The following is a 12,638-nucleotide window of genomic DNA, read 5'->3' on the forward strand; positions in this document are numbered from 1 at the left end:
TTCCTAGGAGAACCATGAACACCATTACCTTCATCCAGCCTTCGGGCGTGCCTGCCACCGTGAGCGTGGAGCCGGGCACGTCCCTGATGCGCGCCGCCGTCACCAACGGAGTGGACGGCATCGTCGGAGAATGCGGCGGCCAAGCCATGTGCGCCACCTGCCACGTCTACGTGCGCCCCGAGTTCACCGCCGCGCTGCCCGACCCCAGCGACGACGAAGAGGAAATGCTGGACCGCACCACCGCCGAACGGACCGAATCCTCCCGTCTCGGCTGCCAGATCAGGGCCTGCACGGAACTGGACGGGATCATCGTCGACGTGCCTGCGGAACAGGTCTGAGATGTCCGTAGTCATCATCGGCGGCGGTCAGGCCGGGCTGCAGGTGGCGGACTCGCTGCGCAGCGGCGGCTACCCGGAGGGCATCACCGTCATCGCCGGCGAACCGGGCCTGCCGTACCAGCGTCCGCCGCTGTCCAAGGACTACCTGTCCCCGGAGGGAAGCCCCGCTCCCCTGCCGCTGCGCGCGGCGTCGTTCTTCGCGGACAAAGACATCACGCTGCGTCAGGGCGTGCGTGCCGCCGCCGTGGACCGCGCCGCACGGACCGTCACGCTGGGCGACGGGCAAAAGGTGGGCTACCGGCATTTGGTTTTCGCCACCGGCACCGCGAACCGTGCGCTCACCTGCCCGGGCGCGGACCTGCCCGGCGTGCACCTGCTGCGGACACTGCCCGACGCCGAGCGGCTGCATGCGGAGCTCGCTGCGGCCCGCCGGGTGGTGGTGGTCGGTGCCGGCTTCATCGGGCTGGAAGTTGCCGCCGCCGCGCGGGCCCGCGGCTGCGAGGTGACGGTACTGGAATTCGCGCCGGGCCCCATGGTGCGGGCGCTGAGTCCGGTGACGGGTGCCTGGTTCGCCGCCGCCCACACCCGCGCCGGGATCCGGCTCCAGTTCAACGAGGGCATAGCCTCCCTGGAGCCGGGCATGGACGGCAGGGTTGGCTGGGCCGTATCTACGACCGGCTCCCGGTACCGGGCGGACCTGGTAGTGGCGGGCATCGGCGTAGTGCCCAATGATGCGCTTGCCGCCGCAGCCGGACTCGAGACCGGGAACGGCATTGTGGTCGATGCGGCGTTGCGCACCTCGGATCCGGCGGTCCTGGCCGTGGGCGACTGCGCCACTTTCCCGTCTGCGCATGCGGGAACACGGGTCCGGATCGAGTCGGTGCAGAACGCCACCGACCAGGGACGGCACGCGGCGCGGACCATCCTCGGAGTGGACGAGCCGTACACGGACCTGCCGTGGTTCTGGAGCAACCAGGGCAGCCTGCGGCTGCAGATCGCCGGTCTCTCCGCGCCCGGGGACCAGACAGTGACCAGCGGGGATCCGGAGTCCGGGAAGTTCTCCGTGCTGTGCTTCCGGAACGGGAGGCTGGCTGCGGTGGAGTCGGTCAATTCCCCCGGGGAACATCTGGGGGCGAGGAAGCTGCTGGCCGCCGGGATCAGTCCGGCCCCGGAGGAGGTTTCGGCTCCCGGCTTCAGCCTGAAGGCGCTGGCGCGGCAGGTGGTCGCGGCGCCGTCCGCCTAGCCTCCCCTTCCCCCTCCCAATCCCCCCTCCCCATCGAGATGGCAGAAACTGCTCTTTTGAGCCCTCAAACGGGCAGTTTCTGCCATCTCGATGAGCGGTCCGGGTCCGACGGCGCGGGTCAGACGAGGAGCAGAAGCCGCTCGCCGAGCAGCCCCAGCGCCACGCACACCATCAGGATGCCGCTGGCCAGCGTGACCGCCCGGGCAGCTGCCGGCCGGGAACGCAGCAGGCGGCGGGCGCCGATTGCCACCAACGTGTAAACAAGCACGGAAACACCAAAATGGGACAGTCCCAGCACCAGCGACTGCAGCGGCAGTGCAAGGGCCGCTGCCGGGTCTACAAACTGCGGGATCAGTGCGAGGTAGAGGAGCAGTGCCTTCGGGTTGGTACCGGACGTCCCCAGTCCCTTGAGGAATTCCCGGCGTTCGACGGCGCGGCGGGAGCCTACCGGCACACGGACCGCCAGCGCCACAGATCCGCTGGAACCGGAACCGGTCTCCGCGGACGGCTCCGGCTGCGCTTCTCCCGCGGGCACCGGCGTCGAAGTTCCGTCCGTGAATCCGGCGCTGCGCCAGGACCGCATGGTGGAAACGCCCAGCCACAGCAGATAGGCCGCGCCGGCCAGCGTCAGGCCGGTGAGGAGGCCGGGCGAGGCCGCGATCAGTGCGGCGAGCCCGGCGACGATCAGCGCGGTGTGGAAGAGGTAACCGGTGCACAGTCCGGCCACGGACGGTGTAATGCGCCGGGAGCGCAGCCCGGAGGAGATGCAGTACGCCCAGTCAGCGCCCGGGGTCATGGCCAGGGTGATCGAAACGGCCGCGAAACCCGCGAGCTGCGAAAAATCCATTCCTCCAGCCTAAGAAAAACACCGCGCTAAGTGCTGACCGGAATGTGCCGGAGAAACCAGGTTGGCGTTATGATTTTTGCGTGATTGACGCCATTGACCGGGAAATTTTGCGCCTGCTCCAAAATGACGGCCGGATGAGTGCGACGGCGCTGGCCGCACGGGTGGGGCTGACAGTTGCCCCCTGCCATCGAAGGATCAAGGAGCTTGAACGCGCCGGCGTGCTCACCAGCTACCGCGCCGTAGTGGATCCGGCCGCCGTCGGGCTGGGCTTCCAGACCCTTGTGTTCGTAACCCTGCGGGACCGCGCGCAGATGCTGGCTTTCGAGGCGGCCGTGGGCCGGCATGAGCAGATAGTGAAGGCGGACCGCCTCTTCGGGGATCCCGATTTCCTGCTGAAGGTGATCGCGGCGGACCTCCCCGGCTACCAGCAGTTCTACGACGACGTGCTAGTGAACCTGCCCGGCGTGGAGAAGCTCACCAGCACCATCGTGATGAAAACCGTCAAGGAAGAGGCCGGGCTGCCGCTGTGACGTGAGCGGAGTGAAGCCGTCACGTAAATTGGAACCCATGCCAGTGCAGCAGGAGAACCTCACAGTCTCGGTCGGCGACGGGACCGTCAGCGCGGTTTTCACCCGGCCCGAGGACGCGTGGGCGTCCCTGGTGGTGGCACACGGGGCAGGGTCCGGCATGGAGCACCCCTTCCTCACCGGTTTCACCGATGCAATGAACGACGGCGGCGTGGCCACCTGGCGGTTCAACTTCCCCTACCGCGAATCCGGGAAGAAGTTCCCGGACCGCGCTCCGGCTGCGATAGCGGCGTGGCGTGCGGTCATGTTCGCCGCAGAAGACAACGCCGACGGCGTCCCGGTCTGGGCGGGCGGCAAGTCCTTTGGCGGGCGGATGGCTTCCATGGCCGTCGCGGAGGGCATGCCGGCTGCCGGACTCGTCTATCTGGGCTATCCTCTTCATCCTCCGGGCAAGCCGGGAAAACTCCGCGATGAGCACCTCTACGGGCTCACCCTTCCGATGCTGTTCCTCCAGGGCACCCGGGATCCGTTTGCACTGCCCGGCGAGCTTGAACCGGTGGCCGAGAAGATCGGGCCCCGTGCCGTCGTCGAGCGTGTTGAAGGTGGAAACCACATGTTCGAGGTGGCCGGAAACAAACGGCCGCAGGACACGATTGGGTCGTCCCTGGCGGCTCCCGTGCTGGAGTTCATGCGGTCCCACGGGAGCTAGCGGCAACCCCTCGGGGAGCTGATGTCCCTTGACCGCTCCCAGAGGAGCCTTTGCTCCCTGAGAGTTGTGCCTGAAGGCCACTAAGGGACGGGAACTCCCCGACAGTTTGGTTTCCGCCCGGCTTCCGTCAGCAAACCGGTGACGTCTCCCGTTCGCGGGCGTCTTCCGTTTTGACGGAACCCGGCGGCACTGCCACGATCAGTGGAGACGCTGCGGCCCATGAGGTGCCCAGCCGTTATCGACTATTCGCATCACCAGCCGCGGGCTCCTGCGGCGCTTGTCCAGGAGGACCTTTGGCACCGAACCCCGCCCTGCATGCCGTTTTTTGGGACATGGACGGAACCCTGGTGGACACCGAGCCGTACTGGTTCGCCGCGGAGAAGGACCTGATGACCCGGTTCGGTATCAGCTGGAGCGATGAGCAGGCCATGGAGCTGGTGGGCAATGCCCTTCCCGATTCGGCCCGCGCCCTGCAGCAGGCCGGTGCGGACCTCGGCATCCGGGAAATCCTCGACACCATGCTGGACAGCGTCGTCAGCTCCGTTCAGAAAGAAATCCCGTGGCGTCCCGGAGCCCGCGAGCTGCTCGCTGAGCTGTATGCCGCCGGAATCCCGTGCGCAATGGTGACCATGAGCGAGTCCATGCTTGCCCGGGTCATTGCCGACCAGCTGCCGGAGGGCACCTTCCGGTTCCTGGTAACCGGTGAAATGGTCGCCAACGGCAAGCCCGATCCGGAGCCCTACCTCCTGGCGGCGAAGCTTATGGGCGAAGAACTGGGCATGTCCCTGGACCTGGACCGCATTGTGGCCGTGGAAGACTCCCTGCCCGGCGTGGCCTCTGCCAAGGCCTCCGGTGCGGTGACGGTTGCCGTGCCCAACGCCGTCGACGTACCGGAACAGCCCGGGATCACCCGCTGGGAGACGCTGGCGGGCCGCGGTGTGGCGGACCTGCAGGCTCTTGTCACTGAGCGGGTTTCCGCTTCGGCTTAGCCCTTCCTCTCATTTCCCCGACGATGTCAGCGGAACTAGTTAGACTCTGCGAAACACTTCATTAGGGGGATTAGTGGAATTTACGGAACGTCTGCTCGCTTTGGCCGCCAAAGTTCGGCAGCAGAGGCAATCAATTGAGACGGAAGAAGCCACGAAGAACGCGTTCATCATGCCGTTCATCTCAACCATCCTTGGCTACGATGTCTTTAATCCGCTCGAAGTCGTCCCTGAGTTCACCGCCGACGTCGGGGTCAAGAAGGGCGAAAAGGTCGACTACGCCATAGTGAACAATGGCGAAGTGCAGATCCTTATTGAGTGCAAGAAATCCAAAGAGCCGGTCAAGATCGAACATGCATCGCAGCTCTATAGGTACTTCGCCGTAACCAATGCTCGCATCGCGATCCTTACCAACGGTGAGCACTATCAGTTCTTCACAGACTTGGATTCTCCAAATCGGATGGATTCGAAACCGTTCTTGGTGCTGGACCTCAATGACATCGACGAGACGCTGATCCCGGAGCTCCAGAAGCTCACTAAGGATGTCTTCGATTTGGATTCAGTCATTAACGCGGCTGGGGAACTCAAGTACATCGGACAGATCAAGAGGATCATCGCGGCGCAATTCCGCGAGCCGGACGACGACTGGATCAAGTACTTCGCTTCTCGTGTATACGAGGGCGCAGTGACGCAGAAGGTGCGGGATCAGTTCACCCCCTTGGTCTCGAAGGCTGGCAAACAATTCCTGAACGATCAGGTAAATGGTCGCCTCAAGACCGCCTTGGGCAGCGATACACAGCAACCAAGCGATCAGGCATCCGTTGCAGCCATAACCAGCGAACCTGAAGTTGAAAAGGATCTCGCAGATAACGACGGCATTGAAACGACGTTAGAAGAACTCGAGGGTTTCCAGATAGTTCGCGCAATCGTATGCAGCGAAGTGGCCCCGGCTCGGATTACTCAACGTGATGCTAAGACCTACTTTGCGGTGCTGCTGGATGACAACAACCGCAAACCCATCGCCAGGCTTCACTTCAACCGCAGTCAGAAGTACATCGGGATCTTTGACGAGAGCAAAGCTGAGATGCGCATGCCCATCAGTTCCCTCGATGAGATCTACAATTATGCCGAAGCACTGCGTAAGAGTGTCCACTACTACCTCTAGGTTCTGAGACTAGGGGTAGGCGGCCCTCCGCCTACCCCTACAAATCCTGCGCCTCGAACGGCGTGTGCTGGTGGACTGCGAGCTTCCACTCGCCGTTTTCCCGGGCGTACACACTGCTGAGCAGGGCTGTGTACGGGGTTCCGTCGCGGTCGGCGCGCACCTTGTAGGTGAGTACACCGACGTCGTCTGCCAGGTAGTCCTCCCTAGGTTCGAGGATCTCGAAGGCAGTCCAGGGCGGACCGCCCATCGATTCGACGATCTGCTGGCGGTCCGTAATCCGCAGCCCGTTGGTCAGCAGGACCACGGGCTGACTCGCCAGCACGTCCGAGTAGAACGCCGTCGCCTCTTCCGGCCCGGTGGACAGCGCGTGCCAGCCAGCCGTTTCGATTTCCACGAGTTCGTTTTCCATGGTCCGGCACTCTAGCCCCGGTCTGGGGAAGGAAACAGCGCCTGCCGGAATATCCGCGGGGTTACATGCGCTGGCATGAAAGTGAAGAAGATTGGATTCCTTTCCTTTGGCCACTATCAGGACGTCCCCGGTTCACTGACGCCCACGGCAGGCGATGCCCTGCTGCAGGCCATCGAACTTGCGGTTGCCGCAGAGGAGGTGGGTGCCGACGGCGCCTTCGTGCGGGTGCACCACTTCGCTCCGCAGCAGGCGTCCCCGTTCCCGCTGCTCGCCGCCATGGCAGCACGCACATCGCGGATTGACCTGGGCACCGGCGTCATTGACATGCGATACGAAAACCCGCTGTACATGGCTGAAGAAGCCGCCGCGACTGACCTGATCAGCGGCGGCAGGCTGCAGCTCGGCATCAGCCGGGGATCCCCCGAGCCTGCGCTCCGAGGTGCGGAGTCATTCGGTTATGTTCCCGGCGAGGGACAGACCGACGCCGATATGGCCCGCCAGCACACCGAAATCTTCCGTGCCGCCATCACCGGCCGCGGCATGGCACCGGCCAACCCGCAGATGACCGGGCATTCGGGCCTGCTGCCGATCGAGCCGCAGTCCGCCGGATTGAGCAGCCGCATCTGGTGGGGTTCGGGAACCCGCGCAACCGCGAAGTGGACCGGCGAGCAGGGCATGAACCTGATGAGCTCCACGCTGCTCACCGAGGACACCGGCGTACCCTTCGATGAGCTGCAGGCCGAGCAGATCCACGCCTATCACGAGGCGTGGAAGGCGGCAGGACACCCCGGCCAGGGCAAGGTTTCAGTCAGCCGCAGCGTCATTCCGCTGGTCAGCGACCAGGACCGGCGCTACTTCGGTCTCCGCGCGCAGGCTGATGCCAAGGACCAGGTGGGCAGGCTCGAAGGCGGCCTGGCACGGTTCGGCCGCAGCTATGTGGGCGAACCGGACGTCATCGCCAAGGAATTGGCCGACGACGCCGCCGTCCAGCTGGCAGACACCGTGCTGGTCACGGTGCCGAACCAGCTCGGCGTCGACTACAACGCGGCGCTGCTGGAGAACATCGTCAAGCTCGTGGCTCCGGACGCCGGCTGGCGGTAGTCCTCCAGCTCAGCCGGGAACGCCCGTGACAGCGGCCGCGATGACTGCTCCGGGGCCGTCTTGGATGCGACCGTTCAGGCGGATCGCATTGATCCGTTCGAGCGGATCGTCGAGCGGCGCCGTGCGCGGCTCGCCGTCGCAGTCCAGGGTCATGATGTCCAGGCTGGTCCAGGAGGACCCTGCGCGGACGGTTGCACTGAAGCTGGCTTCGCCGCCGCCAAAACAGGCCACGCTAATGCCCTCGATGCCAGTGTCCGACGGATAGTCCAGCGTTATTCCTTCATCGGGCTTCGGGACTGCGTCGTGCTGCATTGTGAGCAGAGTGCCTACGCCGAGGAAGTTCCCACTCGTCCTGGCAGCCTCCTGATAGGCCTACGCTTGAGCCAGGGCTGCCTCCCATTCAGTCTCCGGAGGCGAACTGCAGGACGCCAGCGCCGTCGAAAGCACCACTGGAAGAACAAGAAGGTATCAGCGTCGGCGCATGGCAGGGAGCCTAACACTCTCCTGGTTCGCAGACTCCCGACGGCACTTCCTCCGAATCCACATTGCAGAAACTGCCCGTTTGAAGGCTCAAACGGGCAGTTTCTGCAAACTCGATGAATGGAGCCCGGCTACTTCCGGCGGCCGAAGACCAGCGAGGCCAGCGCCGTCGCCGCGGTGACCGTGTAGACCGACGGCCAGGCACCCAGCTTTTTGGCCAGCGGGTGGGAGAGGCCAAAGGCCGCCACGTAGGTGGAAGTAAGCGCGACGGCGGTGCCGGTGCCTGCATCGCGCTTCCAGAGGGCGAATGCGGCGGCACCTGCAGCAGCCAGAACCGCGCCTCCGAGCTGGCGGTTGCCGGTGTCGCGGGCGGTCTTGAAACCGCCGATCAGGCCGGCGGAAGTGATAAGCGGGGTCAGCAGGGATGCCACGGTGTTCTCCTTTGGATCGACTGCCTCCAGCCTAACCCTGCGTCCCGTAAGGCCCGTCGAAACCTCTGCAGGCACGGAGGTGAACTGTCGCCGCCAGGTTTGGGAAAGCCATTGAACCCCGTCCAGGGCGGGCCAAAAATAGCGTTGAGCCCTGTTTCTGCAGCTCCCGTCCCGGCCCGGACGGCCGGGTCTATCCCCAGGCGGTGGACCATGACCAAGACTTCAGCCAATGCCGCAGCAGCACCGGCAGTTCCCTGGCCGCAGCCCTCCTCCAGCCTTTACCCCGCCCTCGCGGACAGCATTGCCGGAACGGTGGTCCTGCCCGGCGACCCGGGTTATGACGAACAGCGCCGGGTGTGGAACGGAATGGTGGATGTGCAGCCGGCCGCAGTGGTCCGGGCCGCCAACGGAGACGACGTCGCTCCGGTCCTCGCGTTCACACGCCGAACGGGACTGCCGCTGGCCGTCCGCGGCGGCGGGCACAACGTGGCGGGCAACGGAACGGTTGACGGGGGCATAGTGCTTGACCTCGGCGGGCTGCGCACCGTCGAGGTCGATCCGCTTGCCCGCACCGTCACCGCGGGCGGCGGGGCCACCCTGGGCGACATTGACCTTGCAACGGCCCCGTTCGGGCTGGCCGTGCCCCTCGGCGTCGTCTCGGGCACGGGAGTCGGCGGACTCGCGCTGGGAGGCGGTGTTGGCTGGCTGACCCGGGCCCACGGACTGAGCGTGGACAACATCCTGGCTGCCGACGTCGTGCTCGCGGACGGAACGCAGGTGCATACCTCCGCCGACAAGGAACCGGAGCTCTTCTGGGGACTGCGCGGGGGCGGGGGCAACTTCGGCGTCGTCACCTCTCTGACGTTCCGGGCATGGCCGGTCCCGGCGGAGGTCTACAGCGGCAACCTCGTCTACGGTCCCGGGAGGTTCGAGAACGCACTGTACGCCTTCTCCGCCTGGAGTGCCGACGTCCCGGATGAGCTCACGACCATCGTTTCCTTCCTGGTGCCGCCCCCGGAATGGGAGCAGGGAGATGATCCCATCATGGCGGTGGGTTTCGCATGGTCCGGTGAAGACCATGAGGCCGCAGCCGCCGTCGTGAACCGCCTGCGGGAGCTGGCTCCCCCTGACGCCGAACTGGTGCAACCGGCTGCGTGGCTGGACTGGCAGTCGGCCGTGGATGATCTTTTTCCGCACGGATCGCGTGCCTACTGGAAGAACACGTCCTTCAACGCCCTGGACGCCGGGCTCATCGATGTACTGGCCCGCCGTGCGCGGGAGCAGACCTGGCGCGGCACCGGGTTCGACCTGCACCAGATGGGCGGCGCGTTCGCACGGGTTCCGGAGGACGCGACGTCGTTCCCGGTCCGCGACGCCCGCTACTGGCTGAACATCTACGGTTTCTGGAGCGACCCGGCCGACGACGTCCACCACACCGGCTTTGTTCGCGAGCTGGCGGCGGAAGTGGAGCCCTACGCGGGCGGCGGCCAGTACGTAAACTTTATGGGCGCCGATGAACCGGCCCTCGCGGCGCCCAGTGTGTACTCGGGTGCGAAACTCGCCCGGCTGTCCGCGCTCAAGTCCGCCGTCGATCCGCAGAACCTGTTCCGGCGCAACCACAACATTGCCCCGGCTGGCGCCTGAACCCGGCGAGCGTTTACGGCCCGTAATTGCTGGCTGCGGCAATGGCGGCAAACTCGATGGCCCCATCCAGCCCGTACCCCTTTTGGGAACGCCGCTAAGCTCAACACCATGAGAACGGACTTCGATCCCGCCGAAATGGGCGGCCGCAGCTTCTACCGCCTGCTCACCTCCGTGGTGGTGCCCCGCCCCATCGCCTGGGTCTCCTCCGTATCGGCGGAGGGGGTGGAGAACCTCGCACCCCACTCCTTCTTCACCATCGCCTCGGTTAATCCGCCGGTGGTGTCCTTCACCTCCGTGGGCGAAAAGGACTCGCTGCGTAACATTCGGGAGACGGGCGAGTTCGTCATCAGCCTGACGCCGGAGGACATGTTCGAAGCTGTCAACGCGACCGGCACCGGCTTCGCCGCCGAGGTCAGCGAGTTCGACGCCGCCGGGATCGCCCGGGAACCCGCGGCCACCGTGCGTCCGCCCCGGGTCGCAAACTCGCCGGTGGCCCTTGAATGCCGGCTGCAGGAGATACATCCCGTTGGCGACTGCTTTGTGGTCTACGGCGAGATCCTCCGAGCCGCCGTCCGCTCGGACACGCTCGACGCCGATTCCCACCCGCGGATCGAGGCGCTGCGGCCGCTGTCCCGGCTGGGCCTGAACGAATGGGGAACCGTGGGCGGCGTCCGTGAAATCACACGGATCCCGGCCGGCGAATGGCCGGGGCACTACCGCGGCAACTGACCATCCGCAGGACCGGCGGACGCGCGGCCCCCGCCGGAACGGGCGGCGATTCTCCCCCGCCCCTTCCCGGTTTTGCTCGGCGTCAAGTAATGGCGGCGGCTCCTGGCCCATCGAAACCTCAGTAGACTTATAGACGGTGCACGTCGCCGCAGCAAGAGCATCCGCCAGAAACAGTCTGAAGCGCTTGGCAAAAAGCGCAGGAGGAGAAACTGGGAATGACCGCCACACAGGGCGCTGGTACCGAGCAGGACACCAGCGCGAAAGTTACGGGGAGCGAACCTCCCAATGCGGGGAGTGAACCTCCCAACAAGGTGGACCGGGAACCTCCTGCAGGTACGCCCCGAGCAGGCAGCGGCATCTCCCGCTGGGTCTTTTGGCCGGCCGCGGCCATCATTGTGGTCTTTGCCGTCTTCGCCATCGTGTTCCCCGGCACGGCGACGGAGATGTTCAACTCTGTGCAAAGCAACGTTATCCGCTGGTTCGGCTGGTACTACGTGGCCGCCATCGCCATCTTTGTTGTCTTCGCCCTGTGGATCGGTTTGAGCCGCTACGGGGACATCAAGCTGGGCAAGGACGAGGACGAGCCGGAATTCTCAATGCGGTCCTGGTTCGCGCTGCTCTTTGCGGCAGGCATGGGCATCGGCCTGGTGTTCTTCGGCGTTGCCGAACCGCTGAACCACTTCGCATCCCCCCGCCCCGGCGTGGAAGGCACCCCCATCCAGCTGGCACAGCAGGCCCTGACCCAGACGTACCTTCACTGGGGCCTGCACGCCTGGGCGATCTACGTCGTCGTGGGCGTCTCCATCGCCTACGCCGTCCACCGCCGCGGCCGCCCCATCTCCATCCGCTGGACCTTGGAGCCGCTGCTCGGTAAGCGCCGGGTTGCCGGCGGCTGGGGCAACCTGATCGACGTTGTGGCCCTGGTGGGCACCCTCTTCGGTGTGGCGACCTCACTCGGCCTTGGCGTGCTGCAGATTTCCGCCGGCCTCGAAGAGGCCAACATCATGCAGGCCACCCAGATGACACAGGTTGGCCTGATCCTGGGCATCACCATGCTCACCATCGCGTCTCTGGTTTCCGGCGTCGGCAAGGGCATGAAGTGGCTCTCCAACATCAACCTGGCGCTGGCCGGCCTGCTCCTGCTGTTCGTGCTTTTCGCCGGCCCAACCCTGTTCCTGCTGCGCGAATTCGTGCAGTCGATCGGCAACTACCTCCAGAACGTCATCGGTCTGACCTTCAATACGCTGGCCTTCTCCGGCGCCGAGGGCGAAGCCTGGCAGGCTGCCTGGACCACGTTCTACTGGGGCTGGTGGATTTCCTGGGCACCGTTCGTAGGCATTTTCATTGCCCGTGTGTCCAAGGGACGCACCGTCCGGCAGTTCGTCGCAGGCGTGCTGCTGGTTCCCAGCATCGTCGGCTTCCTGTGGTTCGCCGTCCTGGGCGGCACCGCGATTTACCGTGAGCTGTTCGGCGACGGTGGCCTGGTAGGCGCTGACGGAGAGGTGGATACGGAAGGATCGCTGTTCGGCATGCTGGCCGGCCTGCCCGGCGGAGCAGCGCTGACTATCGGTGCGATTCTGCTGATCTCGATCTTCTTCATCACCTCCGCGGACTCCGGTGCGTTGGTCACCGGCATGCTCTCCACCGGAGGCAACGTGGAACCGAAGAACTGGATTCGGATTTTCTGGGCCCTGTCCGCGGCAGCCGTGGCGATTGCCCTGCTGCTGGCTAACGGACTGGAAGCCATCCAAACCGCGGCCATCCTGACAGCCGTGCCGTTCAGCGTGGTGATCCTGCTGATGTGCGTGGCCACCGCCAAGGCCTTCCACCAGGAGCATGAAACCGTCATGCGCGCCCAGCGGAAACTGGCCCGGGACCAGATGACGGCCCACGTGACCGAGCAGGTTCAGGACAGCATGCAGGAACACTACGAGGACCAGGTGGCCAGCCAGGTTGATGCCGCCGTGAAGAAGCAGTGGCGGCGGACGGCCGGGGCCCATAAGGCACCCAAGCCCTGACGTTTCCGTCT

The 12,638-nt window shown here is 65.3% G+C and carries 14 protein-coding genes; 10 read left to right on the forward strand and 4 right to left on the reverse strand.

Going from position 1 to position 12,638, the window contains the following annotated elements; translation table 11 throughout:
* Window positions 1-14 precede the first annotated feature (14 nt).
* Both ITX31_RS09425 and ITX31_RS09430 read left to right on the forward strand, forming a co-directional pair.
* Entirely contained in the window at window positions 15-338 is a 324-nt protein-coding gene (locus ITX31_RS09425) for a 2Fe-2S iron-sulfur cluster-binding protein (RefSeq protein WP_194783131.1), read from the forward strand.
* A 1-nt stretch (window position 339) separates the two neighbouring features.
* Window positions 340-1,581 (forward strand): NAD(P)/FAD-dependent oxidoreductase, encoded by a 1,242-nt coding sequence (locus ITX31_RS09430; protein ID WP_194783132.1) that lies wholly within the window; start codon window positions 340-342, stop codon window positions 1,579-1,581.
* A gap of 118 nt (window positions 1,582-1,699) precedes the next feature.
* On the opposite strand, the gene ITX31_RS09435 is transcribed toward ITX31_RS09430, so the two are convergent.
* On the reverse strand, window positions 1,700-2,428 hold the full coding sequence (locus ITX31_RS09435; RefSeq protein WP_194783133.1) for a LysE family translocator: 729 nt from the start codon (window positions 2,426-2,428) through the stop codon (window positions 1,700-1,702).
* A gap of 80 nt (window positions 2,429-2,508) precedes the next feature.
* Between ITX31_RS09435 and ITX31_RS09440 the strand changes: the two genes are divergently transcribed.
* From ITX31_RS09440 to ITX31_RS09455, 4 genes are all read left to right on the forward strand, one after another.
* Window positions 2,509-2,958, forward strand: a complete 450-nt coding sequence (locus ITX31_RS09440) for an Lrp/AsnC family transcriptional regulator (RefSeq protein WP_323745630.1) — start codon at window positions 2,509-2,511, stop codon at window positions 2,956-2,958.
* A 37-nt stretch (window positions 2,959-2,995) separates the two neighbouring features.
* On the forward strand, window positions 2,996-3,664 hold the full coding sequence (locus ITX31_RS09445) for an alpha/beta family hydrolase (RefSeq protein WP_194783134.1): 669 nt from the start codon (window positions 2,996-2,998) through the stop codon (window positions 3,662-3,664).
* Window positions 3,665-3,957: 293 nt separating this feature from the next.
* The gene (locus ITX31_RS09450; protein ID WP_228529121.1) at window positions 3,958-4,653 is read left to right on the forward strand and encodes an HAD family hydrolase; all 696 of its coding nucleotides are present in this window, start codon (window positions 3,958-3,960) and stop codon (window positions 4,651-4,653) included.
* A gap of 73 nt (window positions 4,654-4,726) precedes the next feature.
* Window positions 4,727-5,815 carry a type I restriction endonuclease gene (locus tag ITX31_RS09455; protein ID WP_194783135.1) on the forward strand — a complete coding sequence of 363 codons (1,089 nt, stop codon included), beginning with the start codon at window positions 4,727-4,729 and terminating at the stop codon, window positions 5,813-5,815.
* 37 nt (window positions 5,816-5,852) lie between these two features.
* Here the strand turns inward: ITX31_RS09455 and ITX31_RS09460 are convergent, their stop codons facing one another.
* Window positions 5,853-6,224, reverse strand: a complete 372-nt coding sequence (locus tag ITX31_RS09460; protein WP_194783136.1) for a nuclear transport factor 2 family protein — start codon at window positions 6,222-6,224, stop codon at window positions 5,853-5,855.
* A gap of 75 nt (window positions 6,225-6,299) precedes the next feature.
* On the opposite strand from ITX31_RS09460, the gene ITX31_RS09465 reads away from it, so the two are divergent.
* Window positions 6,300-7,325: an LLM class flavin-dependent oxidoreductase gene (locus tag ITX31_RS09465; RefSeq protein WP_194783137.1), complete on the forward strand. Its 1,026-nt coding sequence runs from the start codon at window positions 6,300-6,302 to the stop codon at window positions 7,323-7,325.
* Window positions 7,326-7,334: 9 nt separating this feature from the next.
* On the opposite strand, the gene ITX31_RS09470 is transcribed toward ITX31_RS09465, so the two are convergent.
* Both ITX31_RS09470 and ITX31_RS09475 read right to left on the reverse strand, forming a co-directional pair.
* Complete coding sequence (locus tag ITX31_RS09470; RefSeq protein WP_194783138.1) at window positions 7,335-7,637, reverse strand: hypothetical protein; 303 nt, start codon at window positions 7,635-7,637, stop codon at window positions 7,335-7,337.
* A gap of 299 nt (window positions 7,638-7,936) precedes the next feature.
* Window positions 7,937-8,236: a hypothetical protein gene (locus tag ITX31_RS09475; protein WP_091601273.1), complete on the reverse strand. Its 300-nt coding sequence runs from the start codon at window positions 8,234-8,236 to the stop codon at window positions 7,937-7,939.
* A gap of 210 nt (window positions 8,237-8,446) precedes the next feature.
* Here ITX31_RS09475 and ITX31_RS09480 point away from each other — a divergent pair, with 210 nt between their 5' ends.
* From ITX31_RS09480 to ITX31_RS09490, 3 genes are all read left to right on the forward strand, one after another.
* On the forward strand, window positions 8,447-9,880 hold the full coding sequence (locus tag ITX31_RS09480; protein ID WP_194783139.1) for an FAD-binding oxidoreductase: 1,434 nt from the start codon (window positions 8,447-8,449) through the stop codon (window positions 9,878-9,880).
* 108 nt (window positions 9,881-9,988) lie between these two features.
* Window positions 9,989-10,609: a flavin reductase family protein gene (locus ITX31_RS09485; RefSeq protein ID WP_194783140.1), complete on the forward strand. Its 621-nt coding sequence runs from the start codon at window positions 9,989-9,991 to the stop codon at window positions 10,607-10,609.
* A 215-nt stretch (window positions 10,610-10,824) separates the two neighbouring features.
* Window positions 10,825-12,627 carry a BCCT family transporter gene (locus tag ITX31_RS09490; protein ID WP_194783141.1) on the forward strand — a complete coding sequence of 601 codons (1,803 nt, stop codon included), beginning with the start codon at window positions 10,825-10,827 and terminating at the stop codon, window positions 12,625-12,627.
* Window positions 12,628-12,638: the final 11 nt, after the last annotated feature.

Origin of the sequence: Arthrobacter gandavensis (genome assembly GCF_015355785.1) — a bacterium.
In the GTDB taxonomy this organism is placed as follows: domain Bacteria; phylum Actinomycetota; class Actinomycetes; order Actinomycetales; family Micrococcaceae; genus Arthrobacter_B; species Arthrobacter_B gandavensis_A.

What these genes read in the sequence shown, in the direction of transcription:
- ITX31_RS09460 (WP_194783136.1), bottom strand. Translation starts at nt 6,224, where the DNA reads ATGGAAAACGAACTCGTGGAAATCGAAACGGCTGGCTGGCACGCGCTG.
- ITX31_RS09485 (WP_194783140.1), top strand. Translation starts at nt 9,989, where the DNA reads ATGAGAACGGACTTCGATCCCGCCGAAATGGGCGGCCGCAGCTTCTAC.
- ITX31_RS09445 (WP_194783134.1), top strand. Translation starts at nt 2,996, where the DNA reads ATGCCAGTGCAGCAGGAGAACCTCACAGTCTCGGTCGGCGACGGGACC.
- ITX31_RS09490 (WP_194783141.1), top strand. Translation starts at nt 10,825, where the DNA reads ATGACCGCCACACAGGGCGCTGGTACCGAGCAGGACACCAGCGCGAAA.
- ITX31_RS09435 (WP_194783133.1), bottom strand. Translation starts at nt 2,428, where the DNA reads ATGGATTTTTCGCAGCTCGCGGGTTTCGCGGCCGTTTCGATCACCCTG.
- ITX31_RS09465 (WP_194783137.1), top strand. Translation starts at nt 6,300, where the DNA reads ATGAAAGTGAAGAAGATTGGATTCCTTTCCTTTGGCCACTATCAGGAC.
- ITX31_RS09430 (WP_194783132.1), top strand. Translation starts at nt 340, where the DNA reads ATGTCCGTAGTCATCATCGGCGGCGGTCAGGCCGGGCTGCAGGTGGCG.
- ITX31_RS09425 (WP_194783131.1), top strand. Translation starts at nt 15, where the DNA reads ATGAACACCATTACCTTCATCCAGCCTTCGGGCGTGCCTGCCACCGTG.
- ITX31_RS09470 (WP_194783138.1), bottom strand. Translation starts at nt 7,637, where the DNA reads ATGCAGCACGACGCAGTCCCGAAGCCCGATGAAGGAATAACGCTGGAC.
- ITX31_RS09480 (WP_194783139.1), top strand. Translation starts at nt 8,447, where the DNA reads ATGACCAAGACTTCAGCCAATGCCGCAGCAGCACCGGCAGTTCCCTGG.